The sequence below is a fragment of the Xanthomonas sp. 4461 genome (assembly GCF_024806475.1).
Lineage (GTDB): Bacteria > Pseudomonadota > Gammaproteobacteria > Xanthomonadales > Xanthomonadaceae > Xanthomonas > Xanthomonas arboricola_F.
Window position 1 is genome coordinate 331,583 of the sequence record NZ_JANTYV010000002.1, and the last position, 15,815, is coordinate 347,397.

Consider the following 15,815-nt stretch of genomic DNA (forward strand, 5'->3'; position numbering starts at 1 on the left):
CTTAAGCGGCTTCGGCGTTGTCGCCGTCGGTATCGGTGGCAGCGGGGGCTTCGCCCTCTTCATCGTCACGACGACGACGCTCGCTACGCTCGGGCTTGTCGCCCTTCTCGTCCTTGCTCTTCATGATCAGCGACTGCTCGGTGTCCGGGCCATCGCGCTTGACGACCAGGTGACGCAGCACTGCATCGTTGAAGCGGAAGCTTTCCACCAGCTCGCTCAGCACGGCCTGGTCGACTTCGATGTTGAGCAGCACGTAGTGCGCCTTCACCAGGTTCTGGATCGGGTAGGCCAGCTGACGACGGCCCCAGTCTTCCAGACGGTGGATGGTGCCGTTACCGCCCTCGATCAGCGACTTGTAGCGCTCGATCATGGCCGGGACCTGCTCGCTCTGGTCCGGATGGACCAGGAACACGACTTCGTAATGACGACTCATGTTGTTTTACCTTTCGGATGTGGCCACGTGGGCCGGACAGCTCCCCGGTGACCCGCGCAAGGCGGCCGGTGGAGCAAGGGTTCCGGCCCGGAACCGGGCAGGAAGCAGGAAAGTATGGCAGTTCAGTTGCTTAGCTGCAACCGGGCTGTGCTAGCGGCCGGCCTACGAACAGAACATCTGCGCGGCAACTGCTTGAGCCCCTCTCCCGCCGGGAGAGGGGTTGGGGTGAGGGTCAGCGGCGAAGCCACTCGTGACGCCTCACCGCGCGAGGCTTCGCCCCGTACCCTCATCCGCCCTTCGGGCACCTTCTCCCGAGGGGAAAAGGACCTCCAGGGGAATTTGGCTTAGCCGGGCTCAGCGATGCTCGGCTTCGGTCGTGAAGCTCTCCCCGCATCCGCATTCGGCGGTCGCATTGGGATTGTTGAACGTGAAAGTCTCGCTGAGGCCGTGCTTGCCGAAATCGATGCGGGTGCCGTCGACCAGCGGCAGGCTGGTGGGGTCCACGAAGATGCGGACCCCGTCCTGCTCGAACACCGCATCGTCATCGCGCTTCTCGCGCGCCAGATCGGTGATGTGGCCCCAGCCCGAGCAACCGGTCTTGGTCACACCAAAGCGCAGACCCAGCGTCCCCGGGGTCTGCTGCACGAAACGCTGCACGCGCTCCAGCGCGGCGGGGGTGAGGCTGATGGCCATGGGCGTGCTCCAGAAACGATGGTGAAACGATGACGGCAAGTATAGCGAGGCTGCAAGAACCAAGGACTGCACCCGCCGATACGACGTGCTCTCCAGATGGGGCCATGCCGAGCCTTCGACAAGCGCGACCACCCGCAAGCGGTTCAGGCGCTCGCGCCAGCGCGCCCGCAGCCAGTAAACTCGCAGGCCATTCAAGGTCGCTACGGCGAGGAAAAGTCATGACGGTGGTCAGCGTTGAACATGCGCTTGCGGGCAAGCTCCCCGAAGGCGGCGAAGTCACGGTACGGGGGTGGGTGCGCACACTGCGCGGATCTGCCGGACTGGCCTTCATCAACGTGACCGATGGCTCGTGCTTCGCTCCGATCCAGGTGGTGGCCAACGACACCCTGCCCAACTTCGACGAGATCAAGCGCTTGACCAGCGGCTGCTCGCTGATCGCCAAGGGCGTGCTGGTGAAGTCGCAGGGCAAGGGCCAGTCGTTCGAGATCCAGGCCAGCGCTGTGGAAATCGTCGGTTGGGTGGAGGACCCGCTGACCTACCCGATCCAGCCCAAGCCGATGTCGCCGGAGTTCCTGCGCGAAGTGGCGCACCTGCGCCCGCGCACCAACCTGTTCGGCGCGGTCACCCGCATCCGCAACTGCCTGGCGCAGGCGGTGCACCGCTTCTTCCACCAGAACGGCTTCAACTGGATCAGCACCCCGATCATCACCACCTCTGATGCCGAAGGTGCCGGGCAGATGTTCCGCGTCTCCACGCTGGACATGGTCAACCTGCCGCGCGATGCCAGCGGCGCGGTGGATTTCAGCCGCGACTTCTTCGGCAAGGAAACCTTCCTGACCGTGTCCGGCCAGCTCAATGTGGAGGCCTACTGCCTGGCGCTGAGCAAGGTCTACACCTTCGGGCCGACCTTCCGTGCCGAGAACAGCCATACCACGCGCCATCTGGCCGAGTTCTGGATGATCGAGCCGGAAATCGCCTTCGCCGACCTGGCCGAAGATGCGCGCCTGGCCGAGCAGTTCCTCAAGTATCTGTTCCGCGCCGTGCTGGACGAGCGAGGCGACGACCTGGCCTTCCTGGCCGAGCGCGTGGACAAGAACGCAATCAGCAAGCTGGAGGCCTTCATCAATGCCCCGTTCGAGCAGATCGACTACACCGAGGCGGTGAAGCTGCTGCAGAACTCGGGCAAGAAGTTCGACTTCCCGGTCGAATGGGGCCTGGACCTGCAGACCGAGCACGAGCGCTGGCTGACCGAGGAACATATCGGCCGCCCGGTGGTGGTGACCAACTACCCCGAGCACATCAAGGCCTTCTACATGCGCCTGAACGACGACGGCAAGACCGTCGCAGCGATGGACGTGCTGGCGCCCGGCATCGGCGAGATCATCGGCGGCAGCCAGCGCGAAGAGCGCCTGGACGTGCTGGATGCGCGCATGGCGCAGTTCGGCCTGGATCAGGAGCACTACAGCTGGTACCGCGATTTCCGTCGCTACGGCTCGGTGCCGCATGCCGGCTTCGGCCTGGGGTTCGAGCGCCTGGTGGTCTACGTGTGCGGCCTGAGCAATATCCGCGACGCCATTCCGTATCCGCGCGCACCGGGCAGCGCCGAGTTCTGATGTGAGCAACGATGCGGCCACGGTGACCATGTACCGTCCGCTGGGGCCGGAGGAATACGCCCTGGTGCGTGACTCCGGCTTCCGACGCTGGCCGCCGCGATTGCCGGAGCAGCCGATCTTCTATCCCGTCACCAATCAGCGCTATGCCGAGGAAATCGCATCGCGCTGGAACGTCAAGGACAGCGGCGTTGGCTATGTGGCGCAGTTCGATGTGCGCAAGTCGTTCGTCGACAATTACGCCATTCAGAAAGTCGGCGGCGCACATCACACCGAATGGTGGATTCCTGCCGAAGAACTGGATGCATTGAACGACAATATCGTCGGCGTCATTGCGATCATCGCCCGCTTCGACGCTCCACCCCAGGAGCATTCCGTATGACGCTGTTCTTCGCGCTGTGTTTTGTCGGTGTCGCCGTTGCCGGGCTGACCGCGCTGCTGATCTTCTGGCCGCTGACCCTGGTGCACCTGCGCGACCGCCATCCGGATGCGTTGGACAGTTTCGGCGACCCGGCCTTCATCAGTCCCACCGCATGGCGCTGGTTGTTGGCGCGCCGCTACCGCAGCTACCGCGACGGTGCGCTGTCCGGTCTGGCCACACCCGCCTGGCTCTCGCTGCTGACCATTTTTTTCGGCCTGGGCATGGCGGCCCTGCTCGGGCTGCTTTCCAAGGTACTGGCATGAACATCATCGACACCGACGCAGCGCACGGCTCCGACAGCCACGACCAATGGTGGCTGGCGACCATCGGCCGCACCCTGATCTGGGCGCGCCTGCGTATCAAGGCCGCCGGCACCGCCGAAGTGCTGGACAGCGATGGCAAGACGCTGCCCTACGACAGCGAGGACACCGCGCGTGCGGCCTTGTTCGATGCCGAATTCGTGGCACTGGACGGGCTGGACGAAGAAGACGCGCTGATGCGCGGTTTCTCGCTGCACGAAATCTCGCCGCCACGCGGCGACAGCGATGCCGACCTGCGTGCGCGCATGGTGGTGACCATGGGCGGCCGCGCCTGAGATGTACGCACCGCGCGCGTTCGCACAGACCGATCTGGCGCTGCTGGACTGGCTGCTGGCGCGCGACCCGTTCGTCACCCTGATCAGTCAGGGCGAGGACGGAGCGCCGGCAATCTCGCACCTGCCGGTGCTGTATCACCGCGATGGCGAGGCCATCATCATCGAAGGCCATTGGGCACGCCCCAATCCACAGGCCCGCGCACCTGACGATGTGGTGATCGTGGTGCACGGGCCGCACGCCTATGTGTCGCCCGCCTGGTATCCGGACAAGGAGGCCGCCGCGCGCGTACCGACCTGGAATTACGCGGTTGCACACCTGCATGGCCAGTGCAGCCGGGTCGACGACGAAGCGGCCCTGGGCGACCTGATCGACCGCATGAGCCGGCATTTCGAGCACCGTGTCGGTAGCGACTGGCTGTTCGAAATGGAGCGCGACAGCCATCGCCGCCAGCTGCGCGGCCTGGTCGGGTTCCGCTTCGTGCCCAGCCGCATCGAACTCACTTTCAAGTTGAGTCAGAACCACCCGCCAGCCAATCGCCGCAGCGTCAGTCAGTTCCTGGCACAGCAACCCGACCAAGCCTCGCACGCGATTGCAGCGTTGATGCAGGCGGCGATGGACGCCGATACGACACGCTGAGACAGCCTCGGCCGCGCACCCCAACGACTGATCGCCAGACCGCCGCGACGCGTCGGCCGCATCATTGGCTGTCGCTGCAATTCTTCCCTCCACCCGACATTGCCCCTGACCCGGCTCATAGCAGGATCAGCAGATGGGGCCATCCACCTCGTCGTCGTGTCAGCTCTGCTCATCCAATGCCCGCTTCGTGCGGCGCAAAGTCGATACCGCGCCGGATCGACTCCTAGATGGCGACGCGCAGCCAATGCGTCGGCCCTGGTCCACGGTTTGTAATGACTGGGAGAGATAGAAAAGCGCGTATCGAAATAGTCGAAGATCAATTGCACATTGCTACGGCCCTCCCCTATCACCGTGTATTCCACATCTCCGGTCAGCACATCGCTGGTACCCGAACGTTCGCGCTGCCGGCTCTGGATGTATGCCTCGCCCCGCTGAAGGATGCAGTCGTGGTGGCGCCCGGCGCGACCGACGCGCATCCTGGCTCGCACTCACATAAGTAATGTCCTCAATGGCAGACGCGCGCCTGCAATAACCTCAGGGCATCCGCTCGAACAGTGTCGTATCGCGCTGGCCGTTCAAGACAAGTGCAAGCTCTGCGCTGCCGTCGGCACGGATCCGCAGGCTGGCTTGGCCATCGCTGAGCTGACGGCAATAGCCTCTATCGTTGGCCCCGATCCAGGCGTTCAACGCGCCTGCCGAACGCCCTGCGTAGCGCAACTCCACCTGGCAGTCGCGAGGAGCGCCATAGCGCAAGCGTCCAAGCACGTCGCCCGGGCGAATTGTGGCCGCCACGATCTCCAGTTGCACGGCCATCAGGCCCGCCCCGCGCCAGCGGCCGGCTTCGGCCAGTCCTGTGCTGCTCTGGTCCAGGACAACGATCAACGGCGAGTCGCGGCCGGGCAGCGTGAGTTGCATGCCGGAGGTCGCACCATCGGACATCTGAAGCTGGGCACGCCCACCGGCTAGCGCGTCACAAAACTTGCCGCCATTGCGCGAGGACAGCGCGTAGCCGTCCGGCTGCGCCTGTAGCTCAAGCGCGCAATTGAAGGGAGGACCAAATCGCACGTCCGCAGTCTGGATGCCATCGGATCCCGCCGCGCGCCCGCTCAGGCGGACATAGACCGGGCCGGCACCGCCGCTGGCAGACAGGATTCCGCGCCAGTCACCGGCCGGAATGCTGCCAACCGGAGCGGCCTGTCCTGCAGCTAGCGAAAGACACAAGGCCAGTGCCGAGGTGATGCGCAAGGTGTGACGTTGATGATGACGTTGACCAGACATGAGAAAACTCCGATAAGAAGTTAGACAGGATGCAGAGATCGATCAAGCTGCTACTCGGCACGCCCGCAGCAGCAATCACCGGAACGGCAGCCGGGCATATGATGAAGATGGATCGCTGTCGGCGCCGAGAACGCCGACAGAGATCTGATGCAAGGCGGCCACATCAGTTCCAGCCGTTCGGTCACCGCATGGGCATCGGCGTCGGACAGCACCAACCTCATGGCACCGCCCCGGCAGCGGAAAGTGCACGTCCACAAACGGATGAAACGTCCAATGCGTGAACGCAATGCCGTCAAACCAAAGCACGCCATGCGGACATTCGCTCCCATCGGCGTCACCTGTCGAGTTGATCGGTGGCGCCAGTTTCGGCATCGATGCAATGGTCGGACATCGGCCGTTCACCGATACTACGGAGCCTGAAAGCTGATTCATCCTGTGCCCCGACACTGGCCACCACGAACGCGTTTTCTGGAATACTGCGCCCATGAACGAGCTCAACCATTTACTTGAAAACAACCGTGCCTGGTCCGAGCGTATCCGTCGCGAAGACCCGGAATTCTTCTCCAAACTGTCGACGCAGCAGACCCCGGAATACCTGTGGATCGGCTGCTCCGACTCGCGCGTGCCGGCCAACCAGATCATCGACATGGCGCCGGGCGAAGTGTTCGTGCATCGCAATATCGCCAACGTGGTGGTGCACACCGATCTGAACTGCCTGTCGGTGATCCAGTTCGCCGTCGACGTGCTCAAAGTCAAGCACATCCTGGTGGTGGGCCATTATGGCTGCGGCGGCGTGTTCGCCAGCCTGACCCAGAAGCGCATGGGCCTGGTCGACAACTGGATCCGCCACGTCACCGATGTGGCCGACAAGCACGAAGCCTGCCTGCACGATGCCGGCGACCTGCCGGTGCAGCATGCGCGCCTGTGCGAGCTCAATGTGCTGGAGCAGGTGGTCAACGTCTGCCGCACCACCATCGTGCGCGATGCGTGGGAGCGTGGGCAGGAACTGTGCGTGCATGGCTGGGTATACAGCCTGCGCGATGGCCATGCGCACGATCTGGGCATGTCCATCGACCGCGCCGACCTGCTGCAGGAGCGTTACGACGCGGCGCTGGCGAAAATCCAGGCCGATCACGCCGAACGCTGAGTCGGCGCTGCATGCTTGGTCGACCGCGACGCCCATCGGCGTCGCGGTTGGCTATGCTGGACGTCTTCTTCGCCGAGGAATGTCGATGCTGGTCCCGCCGATCAACCTGCATGCCTGGATCGAGCAACACCGCCACCTGCTCAAACCGCCGGTCGGCAACAAGTGCATCCAGCAGGATGGCTTCATCATCATGATCGTCGGTGGGCCCAATGCGCGCACTGACTATCACTACGATGAAGGCCCGGAGTGGTTCTTCCAGCTGGAAGGCGAGATGGTGCTGAAGGTGCAGGATGCGGGCGTGCAACGCGACATCCCGATCCGCGCCGGCGAGATCTTTCTGCTGCCGCCGAAGGTGCCGCATTGCCCGCAACGCGCCGCCGGTTCGATCGGCCTGGTCATCGAGCGCGAGCGCCTGCCGCACGAGCGGGACGGGCTGCAGTGGTATTGCCCGCACTGCAATCACAAGCTGTACGAGGCGATGTTTCCGCTGGGCAATATCGAAACCGACTTCCCGCCTGTGTTCGATCACTTCTATCGCTCGCTGGCGCTGCGTACCTGCGGCCAATGCGGGCATATACACCCGGCGCCGGAGCGCTATGCCACGGTCGAGGTCTGAGCCGACGACGGGCCGCGACGGCGGCGAGCGGATCCAGTGCGGTGGGCGTGAGCCGACGTGCAGCGTCATTGGCGCACCGGTGCCGGGGCCACCATCGCCGGGCGCAAGGCCGAGGCCGGTGATGTGTGCACACGAGGACCGGGTGAAGATCGCCGTCCGCCTCGCCCTGCCCGTTTGCCTGCAGCCAAACCGGCCGACCTGCGCGCCATGCTGCGCGCACTGATCGACCTCAAGCCGCGCGACGTGCCACTGCGCGTGGCCTTGCGCAACACCGCTGCGGTGGTCTTGCCGTTGGCGGCAGGCGTGGCGACCGGGCATGTCGCGGCCGGGCTGGCCGTGGCCAGCGGTGCGCTCAACACCATGTTTTCCGACCAGCCCGGCCCGTATCGCGCCCGCCTGCAACGCATGTTGATGGCGGCCCTGGCCGCCGGTGGCGCGGCCTTGCTCGGCATCTGCGTCGGCCATCACACGCCGGCCCTGGTCGTGGCCGGGCTATTGCTCGGCCTGGGCGGCGGACTGCTGGTGGCGCTGGGCCCGGTCGCGGCGCGGGTGGGGCTGACCAGCATGATCCTGCTGGTGGTCAGTGCGGACATGCGACTGCCGGTGGACCAGGCGCCCGGCGTGGCTGCGCTGATCTTTGCCGGTGGCCTGCTGCAGGTGTTGCTGGCCCTGGCGGCCTGGCCCTTGCAACGTTATCGCCCGGAACGCTTCGCGCTGGCCGAGCTGATGCGCCAGCTGGCAGGGATTGCGCGGCAACGGCCGGAAGCCAGCGCGGCGCCGCCCGCAACGCAGGAAGTCCTCGATGCGATGGTGATGCTGCACGGCGAACACCGCTCGCGCGCGATTGCGGTGCAGAGCTTTCGCATCATCGCCGAGCTGTGCGACCGCGTGCGGCTGGAGCTGTTGTCGCTGGCCGATGCCCACGCCCGCCTGACCGACTCGCAGGCACGCCCGGCGATCGAGCGCGTGCTTGAACGCAGCGCCATCGTGCTGGAACAGCTGGCGCATGCGATGACGGTGGGCGAAGACCCGAAGGCGGCCGATGCATCGATGACCGGCTTCGACGATCTGGTCGGCGCGCTGGCGCAGTTTCAGCACGACAACGCCGATACCCGCGAGCGCCGCCTGGTCCGCGTGGCGGTGGCCCGTGCGCAGGGATTGGGCGGGCAATTGCGCGCCTTGATCCGAAACGCGCACTGGGCCAGCAGCCGCGGCGAAATCCAGGCGCAGCTGGCCGAAGCGCGGCTTCCCGCCGCACTGCGACCTGCCGCGACCTGGGCCACCCTGCGTGCAAACCTGGATCTGTCCTCGGTGGCGTTCCGGCATGCGCTGCGCTGTGGCGTATGCCTGGCCCTGGCGATCGCGTTCCAGCGCTGGCAGCAGATTCCGCACGGGTTCTGGATCCCGATGACCACCGCCATCGTGCTCAAGCCGGATTTCGGCGGCACTTTCAGCTTCGGCGCCCTGCGCGTGGCCGGCACCTTCATCGGTTTGTTGGTGGCTACCCTGCTGGCCCATTTTGCGATGGATGGCGCCGGTCTCCGCCTGGCCTTGCTGACGCTGTTCTGCCTGGGCTTTCGCTTGTTGACCCAGGTGAACTACGGCATCGGCGTGGCCTTCCTCACCGGCATGCTGGTGCTGTTGCTGTCCTTCGAAGGCATGACGCCTGGCGAAGCGGTCGGCGCGCGGCTGCAGGCTACCGTGGCCGGCAGCGCGCTGGCGCTGATCGCCTACGCGCTGTGGCCGACCCGCGAGCGCCGGCATATCCGCGCCTCGCTGGCGCAGTTGCTCACGGCCTATCGCGAGCATCTGCATAACCTGTTGCTGGGCGAGATGGATCGGTTGAGCGACAGCCGCGCCGCCGCACGCGTGGCGCGCACCAATGCGCAGGCGTCGATCGAACGCCTGCGCGGCGAGCCGCGCAGCCGCCGCAACCTGCACGAACTCAAGTTGGCCGAATCGCTGCTGGCCAATGGCAACCGACTGATCCGCGCCACCTTGCTGCTGGAGGCGGTGCTGCGCGATGGCCACCGGCTGCCCTCGCTGGAGGCACTGCCGGACTTCGCCGATCACGCCGACCGGGCACTGGCCGAGTTGATCGACTGCCTGCGCAGCGGCGGCACGCCGGCTACGGCCACGCTACGCAGCGCCGAGCGCAAACTCTCCGATGCGCTGGCCGCGCTGCCGGACGGCTCGCCCACCGCCGCCGCGCTTGCCGACACCGTCGACCGCGTCACCGACAGCATCGGCACGCTCACCCATCTTCTGCGCCCAGCCCGACCGGCCTCGACCGCAACGCCAGCGGTGCATGACGGCGCGCAAGGTGCCGGCGGGTAAACTGCCACATCGATTCAGACCCTGCGAGCCCGATGAGCACCGACCCGCTGTCCCGTTCCCACGCCGCGGCGCTGGATGCCGCCGACCCGCTGCGCAGCCTGCGCGAGGCCTTTGTGTTCCCGCAGCACGATGGCCGGGATCAGACCTATTTCGTCGGCAATTCGCTGGGCCTGCAGCCGCGTCAGGCCCGCGCGATGGTGAGCGAAGTGCTCGATCAGTGGGGCGCGCTTGCGGTGGAAGGCCACTTCACCGGCCCCACGCAATGGCTGACCTATCACCAGCTGGTGCGCGACGGGCTGGCACGCGTGGTCGGCGCGCAACCGGGCGAAGTGGTGGCGATGAACACCCTCAGCGTCAATCTGCATCTGATGATGGCCAGCTTCTATCGCCCCACCCCCGAGCGCGGCGCGATCCTGATCGAAGCCGGTGCGTTCCCGTCCGACCGCCATGCGGTGGAATCGCAGCTGCGCCTGCACGGACTGGACCCGGCCACGCAGTTGATCGAGGTGGACGCCGATGCGCCCGATGGCACGGTGTCGATGGCAGCGATTGCCGATGCCATCGCACGGCATGGTCCGCGGCTGGCGCTGGTGCTGTGGCCCGGTATCCAGTACCGCACCGGCCAGGCCTTCGACCTGGGCGAAATTGCGCGGCTGGCGCGCGCGCAAGGGGCGGCGGTGGGGTTCGACCTGGCGCATGCGGTGGGCAATATCCCGCTGACCCTGCACGACGACGGCGCCGATTTTGCGGTGTGGTGCCATTACAAGTATCTCAATGCCGGCCCGGGTGCGGTGGGTGGGTGCTTCGTGCATGCGCGCCATGCCACCAGCGATCTGCCGCGCATGGCCGGCTGGTGGGGACACGAGCAGCAGACCCGCTTCCGCATGGACCCGCAGTTCGTGCCCACCCCCGGCGCCGAAGGCTGGCAGCTGAGCAACCCGCCGGTTCTGGCATTGGCGCCACTACGCGCATCGCTGAACCTGTTCGACCAGGCCGGCATGGCCGCGTTGCGCGCCAAGTCCGAACAGCTCACCGGGCATCTGGAACAGCTGATCCACGCACGCGTGCCGCAGGTGCTGCAGATCGTCACCCCGGCCGAGCCGGCGCGGCGCGGCTGCCAGCTGTCGTTGCGGGTGGCCGGCGGACGCACGCAAGGACGCGCGTTGTTCGAGCATCTGCACGTGGCCGGCGTGCTTGGCGACTGGCGCGAACCGGACGTCATCCGTATCGCGCCGGTACCGCTGTACAACCGCTTCAGCGATCTGCACACCTTTGTGGAACAGGTGGAAGCCTGGGCCGCTCGCTGAGCGCGGCACGCTGACTGCAACACCACCGATGACGCGGCAGGCACACGCGAAACCCGCGCAGGCCCACGTACACTCCCAGCCCGCCTGCGACAACGCAGGCGGCCGCTTTCGCCAGCGGCTCTTCCCTCACCTTTGCCGGCTCGCGCATCCGGCCGCTGCCGGACATTGCATTGAGCCCAGTCTCCCCCCGCTCCCTGACCCTGATCGGCGCCGGCCTGGCCGGCTGTCTGCTGGCCATTCTGCTGTCGCGTCGCGGCTGGCAGGTCACCGTCTACGAACGGCGTGGCGACCCCCGCATCAAGGGCTACGAGTCCGGGCGCTCGATCAACCTGGCGCTGGCCGAACGCGGACGCCACGCCTTGCGTCAGGCCGGTGCCGAAGAGGCGGTGATGGCCAAGGCGGTGATGATGCGCGGCCGCATGGTGCACCCGCTCGACGGCGAACCGCAGCTGCAACGCTACGGCCGCGACGACAGCGAAGTGATCTGGTCGATCCACCGTGCGGCATTGAATGTCGCGCTGCTCGATCTGGCCGAGCAGGCCGGTGCGCGCGTGCACTTCTATCGCCGCCTGCACACGGTGGACTTCGACGCCGGCTACGCGCGTTTCATCGACGACCGCGACGACCAGCCGCACGAGATCCACTTCCAGAGTCTGATCGGCAGCGACGGTGCCGGCTCGGCACTGCGCGCGGCCATGCAGCGCAAATCGCCGCTGGGCGAACGCACCGAGTTCCTGGATCACTCGTACAAGGAACTGGAAATCCCGCCGCTGCCGGGCGGCGGCTTCCGCATTGAACGCAACGCGCTGCACATCTGGCCGCGCGGGCGCTACATGTGCATCGCGCTGCCCAACGATGGCGGCACCTTCACCGTCACCCTGTTCCTGCCCAACGCCGGCGACCCCAGTTTCGCCACCACCCGCACCGGCGAGGAAGCGCATGCCTTGTTCGCGCGCGATTTCCCCGACGCGTTGCCGCTGATTCCGCAGCTGGAAGAACACTGGGAAGAGCATCCGCCCGGTCTGCTCGGTACCCTCACCCTGGAGCGCTGGCATCTGGACAGCCGCGCCTTGCTGATCGGCGATGCAGCACACGCGATGGTGCCGTTCCACGGACAGGGCATGAATTGCGCGTTCGAAGATTGCGTGGCGCTGGCCGAGCAGATGGATGCGCACGACGATATCGGCAGCGCATTTGCCGCGTTCGAAGCCGCGCGCCGCGACGACGCCGCGGCGATCCAGCAGATGGCGCTGGAAAACTATCTGGAAATGCGCGACCGCGTCGGCGACGCCGAGTTCCTGCTGCAACGCGAGCTCGAGCAGCAATTGCAGGCGCGCTGGCCTACGCGCTTCGTGCCGCATTACACGATGGTGACCTTCCTGCGCACGCGCTATTCGATCGCGTTGGCACGCAGCGACATCCAGCGGCAGATTCTGGTCGAGGCCACGCGCGGGCATAGCGACCTGTCGCGCATCGACTGGGACGCACTGAAAGCGGTGGTGCATGCACGCCTGGAGCCACTGGAAGGCGCGCACTAAGAACGGCTGACAAAGGTCTGCGCCCACCGCCGGACGGGCGCGGCCGGTGCTCTGCGCGGCATGGAGCGTTCGTACTCTCCGGTACAGCGCGCGCCGGCCATACCCACCCGACGGCGGCTCTCCATGTGGTATCAGCCGCTCCAAGGTCATCTGCGCGTCTGCGCACCGTGCGCAAACGCGCACGCGGCGCTCGCCAACACGCACAGCACGCGGCCCCGCACGGCATGTGACTGCCCCAACGCACAGCTGCGCCTCAGCGAGCCGGCACTGCGATGAGGGATACTAGCGGGCACTGGCGGCGCATACGCCGTGCGCCGCGGATCTGGATCTCGCCCCCGCATGCCTGACAGCTTTCTCTTCTACGACCTGGAAACCTTCGGCCAGGACCCGCGCCGCACCCGCATCGCGCAGTTCGCCGCCGTGCGTACCGACGCGCAACTACGCGTGATCGACGAGCCGATCAGTTTCTTCGTGAAACCGGCCGACGATCTGCTGCCCTCGCCCTACGCCACCATGGTCACCGGCATCACCCCGCAGCACGCATTGCGCGAAGGCGTGACCGAGGCCGAAGCGTTCGCGCGCATCGCCGAGCAGATGAGCCGCCCGCAGACCTGCACGCTGGGCTACAACTCGATCCGCTTCGACGACGAGTTTGTGCGCTGCGGCCTGTTCCGCAATTTCTACGACCCGTACGAGCGCGAGTGGCGCGGCGGCAATTCGCGCTGGGACCTGCTGGATGTGCTGCGGCTGGTGCACGCCTTGCGCCCGGACGGCATCAGCTGGCCGCAGCGCGAAGATGGCGCCACCTCGTTCAAGCTCGAACATCTGGCCGACGCCAACGCCGTGCGCGAAGGCGATGCGCACGAAGCCCTGTCCGACGTGTACGCCACCATCGGCATGGCGCGTAAATTTCAGCAGCATCAACCCAAGTTGTGGGAGTACGCATTGCGCCTGCGCGACAAGCGCTTTGCTGCCAGCTTGCTCGATGTGATTGCAATGGAGCCGGTGCTGCACATTTCGCAGCGCTACCCGGCCTCGCGCATGTGCGCTGCGGCGGTGCTGCCGCTGACGCGGCATCCGCGCATCGACAGCCGCGTGATCGTGTTCGATCTGGACGGCGACCCGGAGGTACTGCTGCGGCTGAGCCCGGATGAGATCGCCGACCGGCTGTATATCCGTGCGGCCGATCTGCCCGACGGCGAACAACGCATCCCGCTCAAGGAAGTGCATCTGAACAAGTCGCCGGCCCTGGTGGCATGGCAGCATCTGCGCGAGCCGGATTTCCAGCGCCTGGGCGTGGACCGCGATGCGGTGCTGGCCAAGGCCGCGCGGCTGCGCGAACTGGGCCCTGAACTGGCCGAAAAGGTGCGCAGGGTCTACGGCAACGAGCGCGCTGCGGCGCCGGCCGTCAACGATGCCGACGCCTCGCTCTACGACGGTTTCCTGGCCGAAGGCGACAAACGCCTGCTGGGCCAGGTGCGCGCCAGCGCACCGGACGAACTGGGCGCGCTGGAAACGCGGTTTCGCGATCCGCGCCTGATCGAGCTTCTTTTCCGCTACCGCGCGCGCAACTGGCCGCAGACGCTGTCGTTCGACGAGCAGGAACGCTGGAACACGTATCGCCGCAAGCGCCTGCTCGAAGACCATGGGTTGGGCGAAGTCACCCTGGAGCAGTACAACGCGCAGATTGCGGATTTACGGCTCGCTCACCCCGACGATGCTACCAAGCAAACCCTGCTCGACCAGCTCGCTGCCTGGGGTTCGGACCTCCAACGTACGCTATGACCACCTATTTTTCAGACGCCAGCTTCAAGTTCCTGCGCGCCCTGGCCCGCCACAACGACAAGACCTGGTTCGCCGATCATCGCCACCAGTACGAGGCGCACGTGCGCCAGCCGTTTCTGCAGCTGATCACCGATCTGCAGCCGGCGCTTGCCGAGGTCAGCGAGCACTATCGTGCCGACCCCAAGACCCAGGGCGGCTCGCTGTTTCGCATCTATCGCGATGCGCGGTTTTCCAACGACAAATCGCCCTACAAGAACTGGCAGGGCGCGCGCCTGTTTCACGAGCGCAGGCGCCAGGTGCCGGCACCCTCGTTCTACATCCATCTACAGCCGGGCGAGAGTTTTGTCGGCGCTGGGCTATGGCACCCGGAACCGGACACGCAGCGCAAGCTGCGCCAGTTCATCTTCGAAAATCCGGGCAGCTGGAAGGCTGCCGCCTATGCTCCCAAATTGCGTCGCAAGTTCGCTCTGGACGACAGCGAAAAACTGGTCCGCGCACCGCGCGGGTTTCCCAACGATTTCGAGTTCATCGACGATCTCAAGCACCGCAACTGGGCGTATCTGCGTCATCTGGACGACGCCATCATGACCGGGCCGCGCCTGCGCCAGACCATCGAGGCGGACCTGGTGACGCTGGCGCCGTTTGTCGATTATCTGTGCGCGGCACTGGACCTGGAATTTTGAGGCCAGCGGCGGCGCAGGCACCTCGCGCCACGGCGCTGCCGCGCCGGCGGCCTGTCGCTACCGTTCGGCTGCCGTCGCGCACCCTGCCCACATCACGCCTTGCAACGGAGTGCGAACGATGAGAAAGCGCTGGTGGATCCTGCCATTGCTGGCCGTGGTGCTGCTGGCGGGGTATGTGGTGGCCGGCCCGTATCTGGCCATCCGCGGCATCAGTCAGGCGGTCGCCGATCGCGATGCCGCGCAGTTGGAAAGCTATGTGGATTTCCCCAGCCTGCGCGTCAACCTCAAGGCGCAACTGGACGATTACCTGATCCGCCAGGCCGGCAGCAGCATGCAATCGAGCCTGCTCGGCGGTTTTGCGCTGCAACTGGCCAGCGGCATCAGCGGCGCCGGCGTGGATACCTTGGTCACGCCGCTGGGGATCGGTGCCTTGCTGCAAGGCCACAGCGTGTGGAACCGTCTCATCGGCGACACCGTCAGCGCCGACACCTATGCGGCACCGGCGCCGGCGCGCCCGCTGCAAGGCGCCACGCAGCGCTTCGAATCCACCCGCCGCTTCACCGCCACCACGCAGACTGCCAATGGCGCGCCGGTGACCTTCGTGCTGACCCGCCAGGGCCTGCGCTGGCGACTGACCGATATCCAGTTGCCGTTGCCTGCCACACCCAGCGAGCGCACGCCATAATCGAGTAGCGCCGAGGCCCAGGGCGTCGACGCACAAGCCTTGAGTGACCA

The 15,815-nt window shown here is 66.1% G+C and carries 16 protein-coding genes; 13 read left to right on the forward strand and 3 right to left on the reverse strand.

What is annotated here, in order from left to right; translation table 11 throughout:
- Position 1: 1 nt before the first annotated feature.
- Complete coding sequence (gene rpsF, locus FHY19_RS09160) at positions 2 to 433, reverse strand: 30S ribosomal protein S6 (RefSeq protein ID WP_039411444.1); 432 nt, start codon at positions 431 to 433, stop codon at positions 2 to 4.
- A 354-nt stretch (positions 434 to 787) separates the two neighbouring features.
- Positions 788 to 1,126 carry an iron-sulfur cluster assembly accessory protein gene (locus FHY19_RS09165; RefSeq protein WP_259165134.1) on the reverse strand — a complete coding sequence of 113 codons (339 nt, stop codon included), beginning with the start codon at positions 1,124 to 1,126 and terminating at the stop codon, positions 788 to 790.
- 218 nt (positions 1,127 to 1,344) lie between these two features.
- Between FHY19_RS09165 and asnS the strand changes: the two genes are divergently transcribed.
- From asnS to FHY19_RS09190, 5 genes are read left to right on the forward strand one after another with little or no spacing between them, the layout of a single operon-like run.
- Positions 1,345 to 2,739: an asparagine--tRNA ligase gene (gene asnS, locus FHY19_RS09170; protein WP_259153716.1), complete on the forward strand. Its 1,395-nt coding sequence runs from the start codon at positions 1,345 to 1,347 to the stop codon at positions 2,737 to 2,739.
- A 28-nt stretch (positions 2,740 to 2,767) separates the two neighbouring features.
- On the forward strand, positions 2,768 to 3,118 hold the full coding sequence (locus FHY19_RS09175; RefSeq protein WP_259153714.1) for a hypothetical protein: 351 nt from the start codon (positions 2,768 to 2,770) through the stop codon (positions 3,116 to 3,118).
- On the forward strand, positions 3,115 to 3,420 hold the full coding sequence (locus FHY19_RS09180; protein ID WP_046964620.1) for a hypothetical protein: 306 nt from the start codon (positions 3,115 to 3,117) through the stop codon (positions 3,418 to 3,420). The genes FHY19_RS09175 and FHY19_RS09180 overlap by 4 nt, the downstream gene beginning before the upstream one ends.
- Complete coding sequence (locus FHY19_RS09185; protein ID WP_259153713.1) at positions 3,417 to 3,752, forward strand: hypothetical protein; 336 nt, start codon at positions 3,417 to 3,419, stop codon at positions 3,750 to 3,752. The genes FHY19_RS09180 and FHY19_RS09185 overlap by 4 nt, the downstream gene beginning before the upstream one ends.
- A gap of 1 nt (position 3,753) precedes the next feature.
- Positions 3,754 to 4,389 carry an FMN-binding negative transcriptional regulator gene (locus FHY19_RS09190; RefSeq protein WP_259165136.1) on the forward strand — a complete coding sequence of 212 codons (636 nt, stop codon included), beginning with the start codon at positions 3,754 to 3,756 and terminating at the stop codon, positions 4,387 to 4,389.
- A 534-nt stretch (positions 4,390 to 4,923) separates the two neighbouring features.
- Here FHY19_RS09190 and FHY19_RS09195 read toward each other — a convergent pair.
- The gene (locus tag FHY19_RS09195; RefSeq protein WP_259166351.1) at positions 4,924 to 5,634 is read right to left on the reverse strand and encodes a hypothetical protein; all 711 of its coding nucleotides are present in this window, start codon (positions 5,632 to 5,634) and stop codon (positions 4,924 to 4,926) included.
- Positions 5,635 to 6,151: 517 nt separating this feature from the next.
- Between FHY19_RS09195 and can the strand changes: the two genes are divergently transcribed.
- The 8 genes from can (at position 6,152) to FHY19_RS09235 (ending at position 15,765) form a co-directional block, all read left to right on the forward strand.
- The gene (gene can, locus FHY19_RS09200) at positions 6,152 to 6,814 is read left to right on the forward strand and encodes a carbonate dehydratase (protein WP_005996458.1); all 663 of its coding nucleotides are present in this window, start codon (positions 6,152 to 6,154) and stop codon (positions 6,812 to 6,814) included.
- A gap of 85 nt (positions 6,815 to 6,899) precedes the next feature.
- On the forward strand, positions 6,900 to 7,430 hold the full coding sequence (locus tag FHY19_RS09205; protein WP_259165144.1) for a 3-hydroxyanthranilate 3,4-dioxygenase: 531 nt from the start codon (positions 6,900 to 6,902) through the stop codon (positions 7,428 to 7,430).
- Positions 7,431 to 7,637: 207 nt separating this feature from the next.
- Entirely contained in the window at positions 7,638 to 9,767 is a 2,130-nt protein-coding gene (locus FHY19_RS09210; RefSeq protein ID WP_259166355.1) for an FUSC family protein, read from the forward strand.
- Between the two features lie 32 nt (positions 9,768 to 9,799).
- Entirely contained in the window at positions 9,800 to 11,074 is a 1,275-nt protein-coding gene (kynU, locus tag FHY19_RS09215) for a kynureninase (protein WP_259165151.1), read from the forward strand.
- Positions 11,075 to 11,244: 170 nt separating this feature from the next.
- Entirely contained in the window at positions 11,245 to 12,612 is a 1,368-nt protein-coding gene (locus FHY19_RS09220; protein WP_259165153.1) for an NAD(P)/FAD-dependent oxidoreductase, read from the forward strand.
- Between the two features lie 339 nt (positions 12,613 to 12,951).
- The gene (gene sbcB, locus FHY19_RS09225) at positions 12,952 to 14,397 is read left to right on the forward strand and encodes an exodeoxyribonuclease I (protein ID WP_259165165.1); all 1,446 of its coding nucleotides are present in this window, start codon (positions 12,952 to 12,954) and stop codon (positions 14,395 to 14,397) included.
- Positions 14,394 to 15,080, forward strand: a complete 687-nt coding sequence (locus tag FHY19_RS09230; protein WP_259153705.1) for a DUF2461 domain-containing protein — start codon at positions 14,394 to 14,396, stop codon at positions 15,078 to 15,080. The genes sbcB and FHY19_RS09230 overlap by 4 nt, the downstream gene beginning before the upstream one ends.
- Positions 15,081 to 15,198: 118 nt before the next feature.
- Positions 15,199 to 15,765, forward strand: a complete 567-nt coding sequence (locus FHY19_RS09235) for a DUF2939 domain-containing protein (protein WP_259153704.1) — start codon at positions 15,199 to 15,201, stop codon at positions 15,763 to 15,765.
- The last annotated feature ends 50 nt before the right edge of the window (positions 15,766 to 15,815 follow it).

What these genes read in the sequence shown, in the direction of transcription:
- can (WP_005996458.1), top strand. Translation starts at nt 6,152, where the DNA reads ATGAACGAGCTCAACCATTTACTTGAAAACAACCGTGCCTGGTCCGAG.
- kynU (WP_259165151.1), top strand. Translation starts at nt 9,800, where the DNA reads ATGAGCACCGACCCGCTGTCCCGTTCCCACGCCGCGGCGCTGGATGCC.
- FHY19_RS09185 (WP_259153713.1), top strand. Translation starts at nt 3,417, where the DNA reads ATGAACATCATCGACACCGACGCAGCGCACGGCTCCGACAGCCACGAC.
- FHY19_RS09180 (WP_046964620.1), top strand. Translation starts at nt 3,115, where the DNA reads ATGACGCTGTTCTTCGCGCTGTGTTTTGTCGGTGTCGCCGTTGCCGGG.
- FHY19_RS09235 (WP_259153704.1), top strand. Translation starts at nt 15,199, where the DNA reads ATGAGAAAGCGCTGGTGGATCCTGCCATTGCTGGCCGTGGTGCTGCTG.
- FHY19_RS09230 (WP_259153705.1), top strand. Translation starts at nt 14,394, where the DNA reads ATGACCACCTATTTTTCAGACGCCAGCTTCAAGTTCCTGCGCGCCCTG.
- FHY19_RS09165 (WP_259165134.1), bottom strand. Translation starts at nt 1,126, where the DNA reads ATGGCCATCAGCCTCACCCCCGCCGCGCTGGAGCGCGTGCAGCGTTTC.
- asnS (WP_259153716.1), top strand. Translation starts at nt 1,345, where the DNA reads ATGACGGTGGTCAGCGTTGAACATGCGCTTGCGGGCAAGCTCCCCGAA.
- FHY19_RS09190 (WP_259165136.1), top strand. Translation starts at nt 3,754, where the DNA reads ATGTACGCACCGCGCGCGTTCGCACAGACCGATCTGGCGCTGCTGGAC.
- sbcB (WP_259165165.1), top strand. Translation starts at nt 12,952, where the DNA reads ATGCCTGACAGCTTTCTCTTCTACGACCTGGAAACCTTCGGCCAGGAC.
- FHY19_RS09205 (WP_259165144.1), top strand. Translation starts at nt 6,900, where the DNA reads ATGCTGGTCCCGCCGATCAACCTGCATGCCTGGATCGAGCAACACCGC.
- rpsF (WP_039411444.1), bottom strand. Translation starts at nt 433, where the DNA reads ATGAGTCGTCATTACGAAGTCGTGTTCCTGGTCCATCCGGACCAGAGC.
- FHY19_RS09210 (WP_259166355.1), top strand. Translation starts at nt 7,638, where the DNA reads ATGCTGCGCGCACTGATCGACCTCAAGCCGCGCGACGTGCCACTGCGC.
- FHY19_RS09175 (WP_259153714.1), top strand. Translation starts at nt 2,768, where the DNA reads ATGTACCGTCCGCTGGGGCCGGAGGAATACGCCCTGGTGCGTGACTCC.